The 18207-nt window shown below is 65.8% G+C and carries 18 protein-coding genes; 10 read left to right on the top strand and 8 right to left on the bottom strand.

Annotated features, from left to right (window positions below):
- The first annotated feature begins 294 nt into the window (after window positions 1-294).
- On the top strand, window positions 295-753 hold the full coding sequence (locus GX444_02590; protein NLH47470.1) for a zinc ribbon domain-containing protein: 459 nt from the start codon (window positions 295-297) through the stop codon (window positions 751-753).
- A 17-nt stretch (window positions 754-770) separates the two neighbouring features.
- On the opposite strand, the gene GX444_02595 is transcribed toward GX444_02590, so the two are convergent.
- A complete protein-coding gene (locus tag GX444_02595) occupies window positions 771-2057 on the bottom strand; it encodes a glycosyltransferase (protein ID NLH47471.1) in 1287 nt (428 codons plus the stop codon).
- Between the two features lie 153 nt (window positions 2058-2210).
- A complete protein-coding gene (locus tag GX444_02600; protein NLH47472.1) occupies window positions 2211-4196 on the bottom strand; it encodes a hypothetical protein in 1986 nt (661 codons plus the stop codon).
- A gap of 174 nt (window positions 4197-4370) precedes the next feature.
- Between GX444_02600 and GX444_02605 the strand changes: the two genes are divergently transcribed.
- The 4 genes from GX444_02605 to GX444_02620 all read left to right on the top strand — a co-directional run bounded on the left by GX444_02605 (window position 4371) and on the right by GX444_02620 (window position 8162).
- Window positions 4371-4703 (top strand): hypothetical protein, encoded by a 333-nt coding sequence (locus GX444_02605; protein ID NLH47473.1) that lies wholly within the window; start codon window positions 4371-4373, stop codon window positions 4701-4703.
- Between the two features lie 95 nt (window positions 4704-4798).
- The gene (locus GX444_02610; protein NLH47474.1) at window positions 4799-6151 is read left to right on the top strand and encodes a radical SAM protein; all 1353 of its coding nucleotides are present in this window, start codon (window positions 4799-4801) and stop codon (window positions 6149-6151) included.
- On the top strand, window positions 6148-7188 hold the full coding sequence (locus GX444_02615) for a radical SAM protein (GenBank protein NLH47475.1): 1041 nt from the start codon (window positions 6148-6150) through the stop codon (window positions 7186-7188). The genes GX444_02610 and GX444_02615 overlap by 4 nt, the downstream gene beginning before the upstream one ends.
- The gene (locus GX444_02620) at window positions 7185-8162 is read left to right on the top strand and encodes a radical SAM protein (protein ID NLH47476.1); all 978 of its coding nucleotides are present in this window, start codon (window positions 7185-7187) and stop codon (window positions 8160-8162) included. Before GX444_02615 ends, GX444_02620 begins: the two co-directional genes overlap by 4 nt.
- A gap of 53 nt (window positions 8163-8215) precedes the next feature.
- On the opposite strand, the gene GX444_02625 is transcribed toward GX444_02620, so the two are convergent.
- The 3 genes from GX444_02625 to GX444_02635 all read right to left on the bottom strand — a co-directional run bounded on the left by GX444_02625 (window position 8216) and on the right by GX444_02635 (window position 12154).
- Complete coding sequence (locus tag GX444_02625; protein ID NLH47477.1) at window positions 8216-8959, bottom strand: methyltransferase domain-containing protein; 744 nt, start codon at window positions 8957-8959, stop codon at window positions 8216-8218.
- 6 nt (window positions 8960-8965) lie between these two features.
- Window positions 8966-10303, bottom strand: a complete 1338-nt coding sequence (locus GX444_02630) for a radical SAM protein (GenBank protein NLH47478.1) — start codon at window positions 10301-10303, stop codon at window positions 8966-8968.
- Window positions 10304-10396: 93 nt separating this feature from the next.
- Entirely contained in the window at window positions 10397-12154 is a 1758-nt protein-coding gene (locus GX444_02635) for a hypothetical protein (protein ID NLH47479.1), read from the bottom strand.
- A 242-nt stretch (window positions 12155-12396) separates the two neighbouring features.
- Between GX444_02635 and GX444_02640 the strand changes: the two genes are divergently transcribed.
- Genes GX444_02640 through GX444_02650 form a run of 3 tightly spaced genes read left to right on the top strand, consistent with a single transcriptional unit; the run spans window position 12397 to window position 14870 of the window.
- Window positions 12397-13263, top strand: a complete 867-nt coding sequence (locus GX444_02640) for a 4-hydroxy-tetrahydrodipicolinate synthase (protein NLH47480.1) — start codon at window positions 12397-12399, stop codon at window positions 13261-13263.
- Between the two features lie 12 nt (window positions 13264-13275).
- Entirely contained in the window at window positions 13276-14094 is an 819-nt protein-coding gene (locus tag GX444_02645) for a 4-hydroxy-tetrahydrodipicolinate reductase (GenBank protein NLH47481.1), read from the top strand.
- Complete coding sequence (locus GX444_02650; protein NLH47482.1) at window positions 14091-14870, top strand: fumarylacetoacetate hydrolase family protein; 780 nt, start codon at window positions 14091-14093, stop codon at window positions 14868-14870. Before GX444_02645 ends, GX444_02650 begins: the two co-directional genes overlap by 4 nt.
- Window positions 14871-14994: 124 nt before the next feature.
- Here the strand turns inward: GX444_02650 and GX444_02655 are convergent, their stop codons facing one another.
- The 3 genes from GX444_02655 to GX444_02665 all read right to left on the bottom strand — a co-directional run bounded on the left by GX444_02655 (window position 14995) and on the right by GX444_02665 (window position 16974).
- Window positions 14995-16044, bottom strand: coding sequence for a hypothetical protein (locus tag GX444_02655; GenBank protein ID NLH47483.1), 1050 nt, complete (start codon window positions 16042-16044; stop codon window positions 14995-14997).
- An 81-nt stretch (window positions 16045-16125) separates the two neighbouring features.
- Entirely contained in the window at window positions 16126-16389 is a 264-nt protein-coding gene (locus GX444_02660) for a zf-HC2 domain-containing protein (GenBank protein NLH47484.1), read from the bottom strand.
- Window positions 16390-16398: 9 nt separating this feature from the next.
- On the bottom strand, window positions 16399-16974 hold the full coding sequence (locus GX444_02665; protein ID NLH47485.1) for a sigma-70 family RNA polymerase sigma factor: 576 nt from the start codon (window positions 16972-16974) through the stop codon (window positions 16399-16401).
- Between GX444_02665 and GX444_02670 the strand changes: the two genes are divergently transcribed.
- Together GX444_02670 and GX444_02675 are read left to right on the top strand one after the other, a co-directional pair.
- Window positions 16949-17311 (top strand): hypothetical protein, encoded by a 363-nt coding sequence (locus tag GX444_02670; GenBank protein ID NLH47486.1) that lies wholly within the window; start codon window positions 16949-16951, stop codon window positions 17309-17311. The two genes, GX444_02665 and GX444_02670, sit on opposite strands and share 26 nt — an antisense overlap.
- A 3-nt stretch (window positions 17312-17314) precedes the next feature.
- Window positions 17315-18163: a protein-glutamate O-methyltransferase CheR gene (locus GX444_02675; protein NLH47487.1), complete on the top strand. Its 849-nt coding sequence runs from the start codon at window positions 17315-17317 to the stop codon at window positions 18161-18163.
- Window positions 18164-18207 lie beyond the last annotated feature (44 nt).

An 18207-nucleotide genomic window follows, 5' to 3' on the forward strand; every position in this document is an offset into this window, starting at 1 on the left:
CCTCCAGGACGCAGACCAGCAACCTCATCCGCTGTAACTCCTTGGGAGTCATCGAAATCATGTCCTTCTTCATGGGGGACATAATCGCTAAGCAGTTACAGGGGACAAAGTCGCTAAGCTAATACAGGCGCGAACCGCGTTTTTCACTCCGCGATATTTCGTACAAAACGCCGATTTTCGTCGGTTTTGTTTGGCCGGCCGATGAGGAAAACGGCGAACCGGGCGCGTAAACTTTTTTTCCTCGCGGGGAAAAATCGTATACAATGGTTCGGCACACTGATGTGAGGAGGTCACATGCCGTATTGTCCCCGATGCAAAACCGAGTACGTCGCCGGCGTGTCCGTTTGTTCCGATTGCGGCGTGGAACTGGTTCCCGCGCTGACGCCCGAACAAATGGAGGACGAAGACCACCCCAATTACCAATACGAAGTGGCCACCGAGGCGCTCGGCGAAATCCAAACCCGGATCCTCTGCGCCGAACTCGAACAGGCCGGCATCCCCTACATCCTGTCGGGCGACGAGTTGGGCACGGTGCACGTCTATCCCGCCAAGGATTCGCGCGTCTGGGTGCCCAAGCGCTACCTGGAAAAAACCAAGGAACTGCTGGAAACCGTTCTGACCCCGGCCGACGACGAGTCGTTGGAAACCGACGCGGCCGGCGACAATGTCGAAATCTTCTTTTGCGACCATTGCGGCGCCGAGGTACCGAGCGACGCCAAGAAATGCCCGGAGTGCGGCGAATCGTTCGAATAAAAGAAAAACAATCCTGATCAGGCCGGGGCGCGTTTCACCGCCCGCACGATCACTTCACTGCCCAGAATGGCGATCTCTTCGTCGACGGCCAACCCGAGCCGCTCCAGTTCGGCGCGCAGGCGCTCGCGGGTGTAAGGGTTCGGATGCCGGCCCGCCGTGCGGGTCGGTTGGATGCGGGAATAAAACCAATTGACCAGCGGCCAGCGCCACGAGCCGTAATCGGGCGTGCCGACGATCAGCGAACCGCCCGCGGCCAGGACGCGCGCGGCCTCGGCCAGGAGGTTCCGGTCGGCGTTATCCTCGATGACCTCCGAACAGACGACCGTGGCGAAGGCGCCGTCGGCGAAGGGGAGCCGGCCGGCGTCGGCCAGCACCACCCGGCGGTTGTAGCGCCGCAAAAACCGCAGCTTCGCCGGATTGGCGTCCACCGCGATCACCCCCGGGTACTGCGCGGCGAAGACCGACGATCCGCTGCCCACGTCCAGCACCGGGCCCGGCGCGCGTAGCAGCGAGGTCACGGCCCGGTAGCGGCGGCGTTGCCAGAACCGTTGCAGGGGAATCCGGCTGTAAAACGCGTTGAAATCGTAATCCGCCGCGTTCAGGTCGTGGCGCTGCTTCCAGAGGTCGACGACGGTCCGCAGATAGCCGACGCCGAAGCGCAGAATGCGGGCGTTGCTGGCCCCGGCCAGGCGCGGCTGGTAAAAAAACGGTACCTCGCGCACGTGGTAGCCGCCGCGCAGCAGCGCCACCAGGATTTGCTGCAGCACGTCGAAATTGCCGCCCGCGAACGACAGCTCGCGCAGCGCGGCGCGCCGGTACAACCGGAAGCCCGATGACAGGTCGCCGATGGGAATCGACAGCGCCGTCGCGAAAAAGGCGTTGAGCACGCGCGACAGCAGGTAGCGCCCGTAGGGCATCACGGCGTAACCGCCCGGCACGTAACGGCTGGCGATGACCAGGTCGGCGTCCGCCCGCGCCCGCCAGAGGCTTTCGACGAATTGCGGCGGATGCGAAAGGTCGGCGTCCATCGTCAGCACCCACTCGCCCCGGGCCCGCGCGAACCCGGCCAGCAGCGCGCCGCCGTAACCCGGCTGCGTCTGTCCGATCACCTCGGCGCCGTGCCGCCGTGCGACCTCCGCCGTGCCGTCCGGCGACGCGGCGTCGACCACCACCACCTCGAAAGCGAGGCCGAGCCGCGCGCCGACCCCGCGCACGCCGTCCACGGCCGACCCGATGCTGTCCGCCTCGTTGCGGGCCGGGATGATGACGCTCAGGTCCAAATCTTTTTCGGGCGAAGTCGCCACCGCGTTGCTCCAGATTGCCGGGATAACCCGATTTCGGTGCGGCGATCATAATGCAAAGCGGCCGGCCGGACAAACGGACCGCCGGCGCTCAGCGGGAAAAAAAACGGCCGCCCGCGCGGGCGGCCGTCCGTTCTTGCGCGATCGCCGGCCGGCTCAGTACAACGTGCCGAGCACCTCGGCGGAGGTGACCGGCTCGTCGCTCTCGATTTCGGCCAGCTTGTCGGCGATGTTTTCCGGAAGCTGAACGAGCAATTCGCGGTTGCGGTCTTCGGGCGAACCCATGCCGCCCAGATCGCCCAGGCCGTCGTAGCCGCCGATCAACTCGTCCTCGAACGCCAATTCGCGGCCCAGCTCGGACAGCTTGTCGGCGTCGTCGTTTTCGATCGACCAGTGATCGTAAAGGGTCAAGTAGATCGACGCAGTGCCGTCGCGGTTGTCCACCAGTTCCACGATATGCGCCTGCTGCGGGAAGGTCATGGCCGACGGCGTCTCCACTTCCCAATAGCCGAACAGCGGGTCGCCTTCCGGGTCGGGGTGCGGCACGATTTTGTTGTCGTGGCCGTGGCCCACCAGGTGCAAAATGACGTTTTCGTAGCTGTTGAGCAGCGCCGTCAGCTCCTCGCCGCCTTGCGGCGTCGACTCGACCGAATGGTGCGAACCGAGGATGACCAGCACCTCGTCGGCGGCGGCCTGATCCAGTTCGTCGGCCAGCCAGGCCAACTGCGTTTCGCCGATGCCGCCGTCGTCCAGCACGGTTTCCTCGCAACTGTCGAGCATCAAAATCCGCACCGGCATCGGCGCCTCGGGCCGGACGTCGCTCCATTCGATGCGGTAGTAGCCACCGTCCGCGCCGTTCACCTTGCCGTCGCTGTTGCGGTCGACGAACCCGTGGCCTTGCGCGTGCAGCATTTGCATGACGCCGTCATGGTACAAAAACGCGCGATCGGGGTCGGAGGCGATCACCACGCCGTCGTCGCTCGCGTCGCCCGGCGTGTCGTGGGTCAGCGTTAGCAGGTCGAACCGCGGATCGAGGTCGTTCAGATAGTTGTCGGGGATCTGACCGGCGAGTTTCGCCACCTGAAACACCAGCCGCCAGTCGAGGTTCATGCCGAACAGGCCGTTGCCGATGTACAGCGGCTGGTCGGGATTGGCTTCCCAGTATTGCACGGCGGAGGCCAGGCCGGGGATATAGCCGAAGTACGACAGGTCGCCCGTGAAATCGTCGTCCTTGAAAAAGGTCAGCGCGGTATCCGGCTCGAAGTTGCCGGTGGCCAGCACGTCGTGGTTGCCGATCGCCGAGAACCACGGCAGCGGGTCGCCGTCGGACCGCAACAGGCCCGGGGTCGGCACGTCGGCGTTGGAGTTGGGATAGCCCGACCGGTTGAAGGCGTCGATGTTATTGCCGTCGCCGTCGGTTTCCTGGATGCCGAAATCGCGTTCGCCGCGATCGAGGCCCGTATCCGGATCGAGGTCGAGATCGCCGGAATCGACGCGGGTGTAACCGGGTTTGCCCGACGCTAAACCGTTGCCGTCGAACACGTCGATGAGCTGCCGCAGCTCGTTCAACTGGCCGTTGTCGGTGCTGTCGCCCAAGCTTAGCGCCAGGTCGAAGTCGCGGCCGTAATCCGACTGGAGGCGATTGGCGGTGCGCACCAGCGCGTTGAGCTGCTGGGCCCCCAGATCCTCCTGCGGCCGGAACGCCGCGTTGAACGTGCCGCCGAGGATGAGGTTGGAGTCGAAGAACGTCAGCCGCGTCGGCGCTTCCTCGTCGGTCTGGTGCAAATCGGTGAAGACGGTGAAGTAGCTCATCGAGAGCCGCTTGGCCTCGCCCGGTTCCAGGTAAGGCGTCGCGCCCAGGTCGTTGCGCTGCTCATGCGGTTCGCCGGGACCCTCGCCGAGCACGTAGCTGTTGCCCTCCGGCACCGGTATCAACGTGACATCCAGCGTCGTGGGCACGGGCGTCGTCGCGGGGCTGGCATCGTCGTTGTCGTCGTTGTCGTCGTCATCGCCGCCGTTGTCGTCGTCGGCCGCGTCGTCGTTATCGTCGTCGTCGCCGCCGCAGCCGGTTCCAAACAGCCAACAGGCCGATAAAACCAGCCCGAGCAACAACCAAAAGAGAACCTGCATCTTGCGTGACATGGGGACTCCTTGAAAAAAGCTTGCTTTCGGATTGATCGGAGATTCACCGGAACCAAACCGATTTTTAGCATTTTTTTCATCAAAGCAAAGCCCTTTTCCTTTTTGCGGCGATTCTCAATAAAATGGCTTGTTGTCGAAGGCCAGAAACATGCCGGCTCGGCGGGAGGAAGGATCATGAATAAAAAACGGCTCGGCGGCGTTCTCATGCTGCTGTTGTTGCTGGCGGTTTCCATCGCGTTGTCGGCCGACCGGCGGGTCGCTCCCGACTGCACCTGCAAGGGCTTCAAGCTCTACGGAAAAATCCAGTTCGTCAGCGCCTTCCCCGATCTGAAGGTCAAGGCGGTCGGCGCGTTTCCTGATCTGAAGGTGCAAACCGTTTCGGCGTTTCCCGACAAATGCGGCAAATGGCAGGTGGTGGACGCCTTTCCCGACACCAAGGTGCAGTTCGTCGACGCGTTCGAGGACGTCAAGGTGCAGTTCGTCGACGCCTTTCCCGGCCTGCCCTGAGTTTTTGCGACCCGTTCCAACCGGCGTTTGAACCGCCGCGTTTTGCGCCGGCCGCCGATCCCGCATACAATCGGTTTTTTCGGAGGTCAGGCCCGATGAAGCCCCGTCTGCTCCTGCTCAACCCGCCGGCCGCGCGGCCGACCCTGCGGGATGATTTTTGCTCCTCGACGAGCAAGGCGGGATACCTTTGGCAGCCGATCGACCTGATTTGCCAGAGCGGTTACCTGGACGCCGATTACGACCTGCGCCTGCTGGACGCACCGGTGGCGCAAACGGCCGCGGGACCGGCCGAGGAAGCGATCGTCGCCTGGCGGCCGGAGGCGATTTTTTCGCTGACGGGCAGCGCCGCTTTTCCGGAGGACTTCGAATTTTTGGGCCGCGTGGCGGAGCGGTTACCGGCGGCGCGGCTGTTCGTCGGCGGCGATCTGGCGCGCTTCCATCCGGACTGGGTGCTGGCCGAGTATCCGTTCATCGAGGGCGTCGTGTTGGATTTCACCCGCCCAGCGCTGCGCGATTGCCTCGCGGGACGCCCCGCCGACCGGTCGGCCCTGGCGCGGCGCGGCGAAACCGCTTCGCCCCTCCCCCTGGCCGCCGGCGAGTTTTCGTATCCGTGGCCGCGCCACGACCTGTTTTGGGCCTTGCCGTACCGCATGCCGTTTCTCGGCCGGCCGTTCGCGTCCGTCCTGACCAATTACGGTTGCGCCAATTCGTGCGCCTACTGCAATTCGTGCCGGATCGGTTTCGCCCGGCGGTCGTTCGACAATCTCTTCGCCGAACTCGACCGCCTCGACGCCCTGGGCATCCGCCACTTGTTCGTCAAGGATTTCACCTTCAACCAGCCGCCGGCGCGCGCCCGGGAACTGCTGGAAACCTGGGCCGCGCGACGGTATCGCTTTCGCTGGACCGGCTACCTGCGCGCCGAGACGATCGACGCCGAACTGGCCGCCCTGCTCGCCCGGACGGGTTGCGTCATGGCACAGATCGGCCTGGAAACGGCGAATCAATCCGCGCTCGCGGCGGCGCGGCCGGGGGCGGACCTGGCGCGGGCCCGCGAGGGCATCGCGCACCTGCGGCGGGCGGGCGTCAGCGCCGGCGCGCATTTCATTTTCGGACTGCCGGGCGACGGCGAGGCCGGTTACGACGCGACGATCGCGCTGGCCGAATCGCTGCCGCTCGCCTACGCGTCGTTCAACCATTACACCAACCGGCCGGGCGCGCGGTTGGCGGCGGAGTCGCCGGCGACAGGCATCGCGCGACTCGATCCCTCGGGCCAAGCGGCGGCCGATCCGGCGTTGTCCCGCTGGGTTGGTCTGGCGTACCGGCGGTTTTATCGGCGGCCCGCCTACTGGTTTTCGCTGTGGCGTTCGGCGCGCGCGGCGGGTAGTCTGGCGGCCTTGTGGTCGATGGGCGTTTCGTGGCTGGCCGCCCGTCTGAGGAAAGCAGCATGAACCGGGTCTGGAAACATCTGAAATACCCCTGGCGCTACCCCGGCATCGTGCCGCGCGCCGCCGGGAACTATTTCCGCCTCTTCGTGCTGTCGCAGCCGCGCCTGCGCGCCGTCGAATTCGCCCTGACCTACGATTGCTCGTGCCGTTGCGAACATTGCTCCGCCGCGCTGCTGAAAAAACACGGCGGGCCGCTTCTGGACACGGCGGAGGTTTGCGACGCACTGGGACAGTTGCATCGCCTCGGCGCGATGAACATCAACCTGACCGGCGGCGAGGCGCTGCTGCGGCCCGACCTGGAGGCTATCGTCCGCGCCGCGCACCCGCGAAGCACGGTCGTTTCGCTGGCGACCAGCGGCGTGCTGCTGACGGCGGCGGTCGCGGCCGATCTGCGCCGCTGGGGTGTGCGCATCGTCACCATCAGCATCGATTCGGCCGACCCCGCGACGCACGACCGCTCGCGCGGCCGGGCCGGCGTTTTCGAGGCCGCGATGGCCGCGACGCGCCACTGCCGCGAGCGGGGCATCGACGTTTTCTGGTGCACGATCCTGACGCCCGAGAACGCGGCCGACGGCGACCTGCGGCGGCTGGTGGATCGCGCGGGGGCCGAAGGGCTGACGATCACCATCAATTATCCCTGCCCGGTCGGCGGCTGGGCGGACCGCCGTTTCGCGATCACCGACGAGCTGCGCGCGCTGCACGCCGAGTTGCTGCGCCAACCGCACGTGCGCTGGGAAGGCCATTCGAACTTCCGCCGCGAAGGCTGCCCGGCAGGCCTCGAAAAGCTCTACCTCGGCCCGTGGGGCGACGTCATGCCCTGCCCGTTCATTCACCTTTCGTACGGCAACCTGCGCGAACGGCCGCTGGCCGAGATCTGGCGCACGATGCGGTCGGCCGGCACCTTCGACACCATCCGCGACGGGTGCCCGCTGGCGACCGACCCCAAGTTCGTCCGCGAAATGATCGAACCAATCTACCGGCAGGAAGAGCACCCCATGCCGCACACGCGCCATCCGCACGAGGGAAAGGCGGGCCGATGATCGCCGGCGCGCGGAACCTGCGCTACGTGGCGCGTTTCCCGCGCCTGCTGCCCAAGCTGGCCGGCGACTACCTGCGCGTGCTGGCCGGCCGGCGCGTGCTGCGCGGCGTCGAGTTCGCCGTCACCTACCGCTGCAATTTCGACTGCGCCCACTGCCTGACCAAAAGCGTCGTCGATGCGCGACAGACGGAACTCACCCGCGAGGAAATCGGCGACATCGCGCGGCAGATCGACCGCCTGGGCGCGATCTTCATTAACTTCACCGGCGGCGAGGCCCTGCTGCGCGACGACCTGGAAGCGATCGTCGCCGACACCGCCCGGCTCCGCGGCCTGCTGGTCACCCTGGCGTCCAACGCCTACGCGCTGACGCCGGAAAAACTGGCGGCGTTGCAAAAACGCGGCCTGGCCATGCTGACCCTGTCGCTCGACGGGCCCGACCCCGCGTCGCACAACCGCTTTCGCCAACGGCCGGGCGCGTTCGCCCGCGTCGCCGCGACCGTCCGCGCGTCGCGGTCGCTACGGATGCCGGTCTGGCTCAACGCCGTGGCGACCCGCAACAACCTGAACGACGGTTCCCTGGAACGGCTGGCCGATCTCGCCCGCGAATGGGGCTGCCTGCTGACGATCAATCTGCCGTACGCCACGGGCGGCTGGCGCGACGCGGACGTGCGCCTGGGCGACGCCGAATATCGACGGTATCTCGCCCTGCTGCGCTTGCCGCAGGTGCGTTGGGAGGGGTCGTCCAACTGGGGACGCGCGGGCTGCCCGGCCGGCTCGGAGAAGATTTACGTTTCGCCCTACGGCGACGTGTTTCCCTGCGCCGTCCTGCAAACGAGTTACGGGAATTTGCGCCAAGAGCCGCTGGCCACGATCTTTCGCCGGCTGGGAGAAGAGCCGCTGTTCGACGGCCGGTGCAAACCGTGCCTGTCGGCGGAAGCCCCCGAACTGCTGCCCGACCGTCTGAAGAACCGGTGATCGCCGTCCTGAAGAGATCCATGGCCGTTACGCTCTGAATTCGCGATGGCCGCTTACTTCTTCGCCGCCCATCCCCAGCCCAAAGGCAGGTGAATCGACCGGCTGCCGTCGGCCCAGGCACGGCGCTCCTGGCGCTCGGTCACCCGCAGCCGCCGCTCGTTGGCGAAGCCGTCGAGCAGCCGATGATGGTGCTCCCACAGCGCGTCGAGGTCGCCCGGCGCGGGTCGCCACGGCCCGCCGGTCAGTCCGACCGCCGGCTCCAGGCCCGCCCGCGCGGCCCAATCGGCCAGTTTGCGCCCGGCCAGCGGATCGGCGCCCCGCGCGGCCAGGGCGGCGCAGATCAATTCGCGCAGTCCGAAATCGGGCCATTCGATATAACCGTCCCAATCCGGCTCGGCAAACCAAACGACCGCCCCTCCCGGCGCGGCGACCCGCTTCATTTCGCGCAGCAGCGCCACGGGATCGGCCGCCCAGAGCAGAGTGAAATGGCAGGCGACGAAATCGAATGCGCCGTCGGCGAATGGCAGGGCGGCGGGTTGTGAGCGGACGAATTCCAGGCTCGGCTGCGCCGCGCGCGCGGCGTCCAGCGCCGCCTCGTCGATGTCGCAGCCGACCGCTTCCCGCCGGACCTTGCCCGCCAGTTCCGCCGTCAGCCAGCCGTCACCGCAGCCGACGTCCAGGGCGCGCTCGCGTGTGCCGACGGCCGCCAGACGGTACAGATGCGCCCGCAGGCCGGCGGTCCAGGCGGCCTGCCGGCGATAGTAGGCGAATTGCGCCGCCGGATTGGCTTCAGGCATCGTGGTTCAAGGCTCCGGATGGTGGCGCCGGTACAGCGGGCAGCCGCCGCCGCAGACCGCCAGGTCGTGGCAGGCCTCGCATTTCTCGTCGACCCAGGTGTGCTCGCGCAGTTCGACCAGGCGCGGGTCGCCCCAGATCTTGCCCCAGTCGTCGCGCAGGAAATCGCCGAGGCTTTCGAAATAGCTCTGGCAGGGAATCACCGCGCCGTTGGGCTCGATGCACATGTTGTAACGACCGGCGGTGCATTGCTTGACGCCCAGGCCCAGGTCGATCGGGTTGCAGGTGCAGTACTGCGTCGGGGTGTACCACAAAAACGACAGCACGCGCGCCGCCGCGCCGTCGCGCACCCGCTCCAGCACGTCGGGCAGTTCGGTTTCCGAGAGGGCGTCGGGGTTGTCGGCGCCCTTGCCGGCATGGATGAATCCGTTCATCGCGAACTGCCGCACTCCCAGGTCGCGTAAGAAATCGAGCAACCGCTCGACCTCGCCCACGTTGCGGCGCGACAGCGTCGTGTTGGTCAGCAGGTACGTCCCCGCCGCGACGACGTGGCGGATGCCTTGCTCCGTTTCGGCGTGCGCGCCGGGCGTCGACACCATCGCGTCGTGAATCGCCGGATCGTGGCTTTCGATCGTCACCTGGACGTGATCGAGGCCCGCGGCGATCAGGCTTTGCAGGTACGCCTCGTCGGCCAGGCGGCGGCCGTTGGTGATCAGGCCGGTCACCTGCCCCTGCTCCTCGGCCAGTTGAATGAACGCGGGCAGGCCCGGATGCAACGTGGCCTCGCCGCCGGTGAAAATGAGCTGCGGTACGCCCAGATCCCACGTTTTGCGGATTACCGCGCGCCATTGGTCGTCCGGCAGGCTCGGCAGGGCCGCGTCGCGCGCGACGTAGCAATGGCCGCACCGGTTGTTGCATTCGTAGGTGAGCGCGAGGTCCAGCCGGTGCGGGACGCTGCCGCGCGTTTCGAACGGCTCGACGCGATCCAGCCCGAGGTAGGTCACCGGGCAGATGTCGTCGCGCGAGGCCAGCAGGCGGATCTTGTCTTTCAGGTCGAGGTAGTCGCGGCGCAGGGTTTCCTTCGGGGCGCGGTACCGCCGAGCCAGCCGGCGGATCGCCTCGTCGTCGGGGGTTTTTTCGAGCACCGCCAGCGCCATTTCGGCGGCGGTGGAATTCAGATGCACGACCTTCGCCGCGTTGACGATCAGCACGCCGCCGCCGTCGGGCTCGATGCGCAGGTGAAGCCGGATGCCTTCCGTTTCGCCCGCGCCGCGAAAATGCGTGATGCCCGGCCGCGGATCGGGCGGCGGCGTCACCCATTGCACGAATTTTTGCCAGACCGACATGGCCACGTCTCCCCGGTTGGTGATTGCCTCACCCTTCTACCAAGATCCGCGCCGGGCGAAAAGGGTTGCGCGCCCGGTTCCCCGCCGCGGCGGTCAGTAGCGCGACAACGCGGTGCCGACGATGAACTCCGGCGAAACGTCGAAAAGCTGCCGCGGCTTGAACGGCCTCTTCAGGTGCCGTCGCGCGCCGTCGGAAACCGGCGGCGCGTTCAGGTTCGCGGCGAGCGTGTACTGCACCTTCGCCTCCTCGCGCCGTTCCAGCAGATCGAGGCAGCGGCCCACCCATACGTAGGCCTCGGCCTTCATCAGCACGTCCCGGTAATCGTACTCGGCGTTGCGCCGCAGCAAGGTCAGGGCCTGCCGGTACTTCTTCTGCTTCAGCAGAAAGAGGCCGGCCAGGCGCGGATAGATCGCCTCGTCCGGCGCCAGGGCGGCGGCGCGGCGGAGGTGGAAGACCGCCTGGTTGTTGTTGAGTTGGTCCATGTGGGCCGACCAGGCGTCGGCGTATTCCTTCAGGGTCGCGCGCTCGGTTTCGTCGAGCTGCTTGCCGCCGGCCAAATCCGGCAGTTCGTAGCGCGCCGCATCGCCGGCCAGCAGCGCCGAAAGGCGGAAACCGGCAAAGCGGTCGCTGTGGCAGACGGGATAATCGGCGTTCGCCAGCCACACGGCGTCGTCCTCGGGCGAGAACACGAGGCTCTGGGCGTTGTTGACGCAGGCCAGGATGTTGCCGGTCAGCCGCTTGCGGTTTTCGTACACGTCCCAACAGTCGCTGAGCATCGCCGGCACGTCCGCGGGCTGGAGTTTGCCGCGCTTGGCTTCCAGCAGTTGCACCAGGCGCTCGCGCCGGCCGTGCGAATTGCGCTGCCAGGGATAAGGCACGACCAGCAGTTTCTGCATCTCCGGCGTGAGGTAATGATTGGTCTGCACCAGCAGGTCGTTCGCCGGCCGCACGATCGCGTGCCGGTTGGCCGAAAATTCGACCGCGGCGGCGTTGCGGTTCCGGGAATCGACCACGAACAGCGTCAGGCCGCAGAGCCGCGGCCGCGCGAGGATGCGGCGGATCGCCTCGTCGAGCGTCCGGCAGTCGGCCAGCACCTCGTGGCAGATTTTGAAGATCGGTTCGCCGGCCGTCTGCACGTCGCGCGTGAACTGCGTGTGCATGCAGACGTAGAGACCGCTCTCGTTGAAGCCCTGGGCGCTGCCCGGCACGCTCAGCGCGCCCAGCCAGCAGAAGCTCTGCCCGCCCGTCGGGTGCATCACGATGGCCGCGTTGTTGGCGTTCCAGACGCCCCGGCCGAAGAAGTCGAAGTTCCGCCCGACGAGCACCCGGCCGTTGCCGGTCATCTCGCCGCGGGCGAAAAAGCCCGAGCAGCTCGGCGGCGCGGCGAACGGCGGAAAGGCCCGGCCGATCAGGTAGTGGATGATGTCCGGCACGAGGAAGATCCGTTCCGCCTCGATCGCCGGCACGTCGAAGGCCTCGGCGAACGCGCCCAGGTGCTCCTTCATCCGGTCGCCCAGGCGGTGCTGATTGCGCTTGTGGAACAGCCATTTCAGCGAATGCCCCACCGCCCCGGCCGCCGGCGGCAGCGAATGCGCCACCAGGTTTTCGACGACCCGGTTGAAATATTGCAGCGTGACGTCGCCGCAGGCTTCCTTCGCCAATTCCGCGTGCTGGCGCCCCATTTCCTCGTAGCTGCCGCGCAACTGCGCGATGAAGATGCCCTTGCGCCGCTCGAGCGAGCCGTCGCCGTATTTCATGATCAACGGGCTGGCCGATTCGGCGGGCGGCGCGGCCCGGCGGGTTCCGGTTTTGTGCGGCGCGACCGGCTTCGGTTTCGGGGTCTTTCTCATGGCCTATTCTCCTGAAGTTTCAAGCAAGCTGATGCCGACCATCGACCCGTCAGATTCGGGCAAAACGGCCGGCGGATCAATAGCCCCGGTCGGCGTCGCATTTTTGGGAACCGGCGGCCGGCACAGGTTGTCTTTCCCGTTTGAATCCCGGCGGCGTCAATTTTGCGGCCGACATGCTTTTTGCTTGCGGAACCCGCCGAATTTCGCTTTAACCGTGCTAAACCGAACAGGAGATCCCCGCGATGTTCCAAGGCGTCTACGTCGCCACGGCGACCCCTTTCCACGATGACGGTTCTTTCGACGAAACCGCCTATCAGAAGCACGTCGAATGGCTGGTGCAAAACGGCGTCCACGGGCTGGTGCCGGCCGGCACCACGGGCGAAAGCCCGACCCTGAGCGACGAGGAAAAAGCGGCGATGTTCGGCATCTGCGTCGCCGCGGCCAAGGGCAAGGCCAAGGTCGTCGCCGGCGCCGGAACCAACAGCACCGCCAAGAGCGTCCTGGCCGCCGAAAAAGCCGCCCGGGCGGGCGTCGACGGCGTGCTGGCCGTCAACCCGTACTACAACAAGCCGACGCAGGCGGGCATGGTCGCGCACTTCCAGGCCATCGCCGCGGTCGGCGTGCCGGTGATGATCTACAACATTCCGGGCCGCACCGGGGTGAACATGACGCCCGAGGCCATCGCCAAGGCCGCCGCGCATCCGCAAATCGTCGCCGTGAAGGAAGCGTCGGGCACCGTGGCCGCGACCGTCGACCTGAAGCTGCTCGCGCCGCGGCTGGACGTGCTGTCGGGCGACGACGGGCTGTTCCTGCCCTGTCTGGCCGTCGGCGGCGACGGGATCGTCAGCGTCGCGGCGAACGTGCTGCCCGCCGAGCTGGTCGCGCTGTGGAACGCCTGGCGGGCGGGCGATCCGGCGCGGGCGATCGAACTCAACAACCGCCTCTGGAATCTGTTCCGCAACCTGTTTGTCGAAACCAATCCCATCCCGGTCAAGGCGGCGCTGCACCTGATGGGCCGCTACGGCAAAACCCTGCGCCTGCCGATGACCGAGGCCACGCCGGAGACGGTGCAGAAGGTGGCCGCGACCCTCAAAGCGCTGGGTGTGTAAGCGAGGAAAGCGATGAACAAAACCGCCTTGAAGATCGTCGTGCCGGGGGCGCTGGGCCGCATGGGCCGGGCCGTCATCCGCCTGATCGACACCCAGCCCGATTGCGCGCTCCACGGCGCGATCGAACGCCCCGACCACCCGGACGCCGGCCGGGACGTCGGCAACCTGGTGCTGGGTCGCCACCTGGGCGTGAGCCTCGAGGACGACCTGCGCCACGTCCTGCTCGGCGCCGACGCCGTCGTCGACTTCACCGCCCCCGAGGCCACGCTGTCGCACGCGAGCGTCGCGGCCGAGCACCGCGTGCCGCTGATCATCGGCACCACCGGCCTGACCACCGAACAAAAGGAAACGATCCGCGCCGCCGCCGCGTCGACGCCGATCGTCCTGGCCCCGAACATGAGCATCGGCGTGAACCTGCTGTTTTTCCTGACCCGCCTGGTGGCCCGGACGCTGGCCGCGGACACCGACGTCGAAATCGTCGAAACCCACCACCGCCACAAGGCCGACGCGCCGTCGGGCACCGCGCTGAAACTGGCGGAGGTGATCGGCGAGGAACTGGGCTACGAAAATCCGGCGGCGCATTACGAATACGGCCGCCAGGGCCGGACCGGCGAACGCGAGAGCGGCCGCATCGGCCTGCACGCGGTGCGGGGCGGCGACATCGTCGGCCTTCACGACGTGAACTTTTTCGGCGCCGGCGAGGTGCTCACCCTCACCCACCGCGCCACGAGCCGCGACAACTTCGCCAAGGGCGCACTGCGCGCCGCCGCCTGGTTGCAGGGCAAACCGAGCGGCCTCTACGACATGGGCGATGTGCTGGGTCTGAAATGAAACTGGTGCGCTTCCGGACGCCGACCGCGACCCGCTTCGGCCGGCTGGCCGGCGACCGCGTGCGCGAACTGGACGGCGATCCCCTGGTCGATCCGCGGGAAACGGGCCGGGTCTACAGCCTGAACCAGGTGCACCTGCTGGCCCCGGTGCGGCCGGGCAAGATCGTCGGCATCGGCCGCAATTACCGCGACCATGCGCTGGAGATGGGCGGCGAACCGCCCCCCTGGCCCGACATCTTCCTCAAACCGTCGACGGCCGTGATCGGCCCCGGCGACGCCATCGAAATTCCCGCCGCCTCCGCGCGCGTCGAAATCGAAGCCGAGTTGGCGGTGGTCGTCGGCCGGCCCCTGCGCGACGCGACGGTCGCCGCGGCCCGCGAGGCGGTTTTCGGCTACACGATCGTCAACGACGTCACCGCCCGCGACCTGCAGCGCGCCGATCGTACCTGGACGCGCGGCAAGGGACACGACACCTTCGCGCCGCTCGGGCCGTGCATCGTCACCGATCTGGACCCGGCCGCTTTAACCATCGAAGGGTATATCAACGGGGAACGCAAGCAGTTCGCGCCGACCGCCGAGATGATTCACGATGTTTTTGAACTGCTCGCCTACGTCTCGCGCGTGATGACCCTCGAACCGGGCGACGTGCTGGCCACCGGCACGCCGCAAGGCGTCTCGCCGATCGCGCCCGGCGACGTGGTGGAAATCGTCATCGAGGGCATCGGCCGCCTGCGCAACCCGGTGATCGCCCGCGCCGCGCCACCGATGGGCGAATAGCCTCTCCGCGAATCTTCAACAGGCAGAGATAGTTCCTTCGCTTACACTCAAGATGACAAATTCAGCGCTTCGGATGATGACCAAGCGTGCCTGTCATTCTGAGGCCCTTGGCCGAAGAATCTGCTTACACCAGCGAATACAGCAGCTCCAGCAACTGTTCGTAGGTCTGTTTGCCGTAGGCGGCGGGGACGTTGATTTCGTGGCACGGGCGGTCGGCGAGGACGCGGCGGAAGTGTTCGCGCTCGAGTTCGAAGAAGCAGGCCAGGTCGCCGCGCGGGTGCACGTAGGCGTAGGCCTTGAGGTAGTGGGCGAACTGGCGCAGCTCGTAAAAATTGATGACCTGCAGCTTGGTCAGGATGTCCTCGCGGTCGGCCGGTCGCGCCACGGGCCGCTCGACGTCGGCGCGGGTGATGACGAACAACCCCGTCCACGGCGTCGATTCGCTGACCGGCACCTGGGGCAGCGCCGCGCGGATGCCGATGTTGTAGGTGACGTCGGCATAGCCGCCGCTGGCCTTGAGCAGCGCCGTGCGCAGGCGAATCTGCCGCTTGGCGTCCTCCGGCAGGCCCTGCAGAATCGGGTTCATCTCGAGGTTGTGGGCGTGAAAGCGAAACGGCGTGACGTAGCCCCACGCCCGGTCCGCGGCGAGGATGGTGTATTCGTCGGACACGAACGGATGGCCGGCGGCCAGCCAGTTGAGCAGCGTCGTGGTCTTGCCGGTGCTGGGCGACGCCGCCAGCACGAAGCCGCGCTCGCCGTCCGACAGGCAGCTCGAATGGATCATCGGCATTCCGGCCAGCGTGAACTTCAGGCGAATCAGCGGCTCGAGAAACAGCTTGACGACGATGATCATCGAAAAGCGGTTGCCGCGAAAACGCACCCGCGTCGTCCCCTGCGCCAGACCCTCGATCCACACCTTCCAGAAAGCCACCTTGTAGCGGTCGGCCGCGTAAATCGCGTCGTCGCCGACGAGGTACTTCTTGTCGACCGTCTGCGCCGCGGGAAAACGCGGCGGGGTGAAATCGTTCAGGTCGAAGTCGATGTCGGGCTCGCGGTTCGCCGGCGCGGCGGCGCGGTAATAGGCGTATTCCTTGTCGAGCTTGGCGAACTGCCCCTGCGGGCCGCGCAGCCGAATCCACACCCGGTCGTGAATGTTGTACCAGCCTTCCGGCATCGGTCGTTCCTCGCGGTTACCGGGTCGGTATGGTAGTGGCGGACGGCGGGGAAAGCAAATCCGGTCGCGGCCGGATCCCGCTCAGGCTTCGGACGATTCGCTCTTCAGCGCGGCCAGCACCTTTTGCCGGGCGATCGGCGACAGGGCCGGCAGGTGGTCGCCGTTGGCGTCGAGAAATTCGGTGAAACGGCCGGCGGCCTCATGGAGCGTTTGCAACTGTTCGTGGTAACTCCGGCACTGTCGGCAAATCTTCAGATGCGCCCGCAGCGCCGCCTTCTCCCGTAAACTCAGCGAACGATCCAACGAATGCGAAGCCAGTTCGGCCGCCTTTTGGCAGGATATCATGCGTTGCCCTCATGACCGTTTCGGATACCAATGGCGCTCCAGGCATCGCCGGATGCTGGAGCGCGCGCGGTGCAATCGTACCCATAGATTATTCGCCGAGATGTTCAAAACCTTACAGATTTCTTCGCTGGAAAAGCCGTCGATCTCGCGCATGGCGAAGGCCTGGGCGGTCGCCGCCGGCAGCTTCGCCAGGCAGTTTTGCAGCACCTGCCAGAATTCCTTTTGCTCGCGAACCTGCTCGGGTTGGACCGTCCAATTGCCCGACTTCGCGGTCCAAAGGCCCAACGCGGTGAATTCACCCTCTGGTTCCGTCTCCTCCGAGGCGTGATCGATGACGGCCTTTTCGCGGTAGACCTTGCGCAGGTGGTCGATCAACTTGTGCTTCAGGATGCCGATCAGCCAGGTCCGTTCGGAGGATTTGCCGGTGAAATCCAGCCGGCTGCGCAGGGCCGCGAGAAAGGTTTCCTGAACCAGATCCTCGGCGGCGGCCGGGTCGCCCAGGCGGAAAAGGGCGTATCGGAACAGATAGTCGCCATGCGCCTGAACCCACGATTCGGGATTGAGCCGATCGTTTCCGGCCGCCATGATTGCACCTGTTTCGTTGGCTTGGACTTTTACCGTATTCCCTTTTAATGGCCGGCACAAGATCGATTACCTGCCTGAATTCACTCATTTATCGCGGTTCCCGGACCCGGCGCGCCAAACCGCCGAAAGAATGACCGCCCGCGTGAAAGTTGCTATTGGTCTTTGCCGGACCGGCCGAAAAAACAATTACCATGGTGATTCCGGGCAAGCAGGCCTGTCTCAGCGGATGGGAATCCGGGCGGAACGGGAAAGGATGAGCGGTTTGACGAACGGTTTCACCCACGAGAACGGAAAAATAAAAAAATCCGGCCTCTGGCCAAAGCAAAGCAGGCAATAGACCATGGCGCCTTCCCTGACCCAAAGCGAATTCGACCTGCTCCGCAAATTGATCGAGGATGATTGCGGCATCGTCGTCGAACCGGGCAAGGAATACCTGATCGAAAGTCGTCTGGCCAATCTGGTGACCGAAACCGGGTGCGCCTCCTTCGGCGATTTTTACCTCAAGGCCAAGGCCGACCTCCGCGGCCCCTTGCGCGACAAGATCGTCGACGCCATGACGACCAACGAAACCCTCTGGTTCCGCGACAATTCGCCGTACGTCATCCTCGAGGAAGTCGTGCTGCCGGCGATGATCGAACGGATCAAAACGGGGCAGAAAATCAAAATGCGCATCTGGTCGGCCGCCTGCAGCACCGGCCAGGAACCCTATTCCATCGCCATGTTGATCCAGGACGCCTGCCGGTTTCGCGGCGGCGGCAAGGTCACGCCCGCCAATTTCGAGATCCTGGCCACCGACATCTCGCCCTCGGCGCTGTTTCTGGGCATGTCGGGGCGCTACGACCAGATCTCCATTTCGCGCGGGATGCGGCAGGATTTCCGGGACCGCTACTTCCGGCAGGACGGCCGCGTCTGGCTGCTGGCCGATTCGGTCAAGCAGATGGTGACGTTCAAACGCTTCAACCTGCAAAACTCTTTTTCCGCGCTGGGCAGTTTCGACTTGGTTTTTTGCCGCAACGTTGCTATTTACTTTTCGATGCAATTCAAGCAGGACTTGTTCCGGAAAATCGCGGATACGCTCAACCCCGCCGGGTTGCTCTTTCTCGGCAGCGCCGAAAGCCTGGCCCAGTATTCGACCGATTACGAGATGCAGGAACACAAAGGCAGCCTCTACTATCGGGTGAAGAAATGACCGGCGCGGCCGCGGGAAGGCGCCAGGAAAAGAAGAGGGGATGG

This window comes from Myxococcales bacterium (assembly GCA_012517325.1).
Lineage (GTDB): Bacteria > Lernaellota > Lernaellaia > Lernaellales > Lernaellaceae > JAAYVF01.

Excerpts from the sequence above, each read along its gene's own strand:
- GX444_02590 (NLH47470.1), top strand. The coding sequence starts at position 295 with ATGCCGTATTGTCCCCGATGCAAAACCGAGTACGTCGCCGGCGTGTCC.
- GX444_02600 (NLH47472.1), bottom strand. The coding sequence starts at position 4,196 with ATGTCACGCAAGATGCAGGTTCTCTTTTGGTTGTTGCTCGGGCTGGTT.
- GX444_02605 (NLH47473.1), top strand. The coding sequence starts at position 4,371 with ATGAATAAAAAACGGCTCGGCGGCGTTCTCATGCTGCTGTTGTTGCTG.
- GX444_02610 (NLH47474.1), top strand. The coding sequence starts at position 4,799 with ATGAAGCCCCGTCTGCTCCTGCTCAACCCGCCGGCCGCGCGGCCGACC.
- GX444_02615 (NLH47475.1), top strand. The coding sequence starts at position 6,148 with ATGAACCGGGTCTGGAAACATCTGAAATACCCCTGGCGCTACCCCGGC.
- GX444_02620 (NLH47476.1), top strand. The coding sequence starts at position 7,185 with ATGATCGCCGGCGCGCGGAACCTGCGCTACGTGGCGCGTTTCCCGCGC.
- GX444_02625 (NLH47477.1), bottom strand. The coding sequence starts at position 8,959 with ATGCCTGAAGCCAATCCGGCGGCGCAATTCGCCTACTATCGCCGGCAG.
- GX444_02630 (NLH47478.1), bottom strand. The coding sequence starts at position 10,303 with ATGTCGGTCTGGCAAAAATTCGTGCAATGGGTGACGCCGCCGCCCGAT.
- GX444_02635 (NLH47479.1), bottom strand. The coding sequence starts at position 12,154 with ATGAGAAAGACCCCGAAACCGAAGCCGGTCGCGCCGCACAAAACCGGA.
- GX444_02640 (NLH47480.1), top strand. The coding sequence starts at position 12,397 with ATGTTCCAAGGCGTCTACGTCGCCACGGCGACCCCTTTCCACGATGAC.
- GX444_02645 (NLH47481.1), top strand. The coding sequence starts at position 13,276 with ATGAACAAAACCGCCTTGAAGATCGTCGTGCCGGGGGCGCTGGGCCGC.
- GX444_02650 (NLH47482.1), top strand. The coding sequence starts at position 14,091 with ATGAAACTGGTGCGCTTCCGGACGCCGACCGCGACCCGCTTCGGCCGG.
- GX444_02655 (NLH47483.1), bottom strand. The coding sequence starts at position 16,044 with ATGCCGGAAGGCTGGTACAACATTCACGACCGGGTGTGGATTCGGCTG.
- GX444_02660 (NLH47484.1), bottom strand. The coding sequence starts at position 16,389 with ATGATATCCTGCCAAAAGGCGGCCGAACTGGCTTCGCATTCGTTGGAT.
- GX444_02665 (NLH47485.1), bottom strand. The coding sequence starts at position 16,974 with ATGGCGGCCGGAAACGATCGGCTCAATCCCGAATCGTGGGTTCAGGCG.
- GX444_02675 (NLH47487.1), top strand. The coding sequence starts at position 17,315 with ATGGCGCCTTCCCTGACCCAAAGCGAATTCGACCTGCTCCGCAAATTG.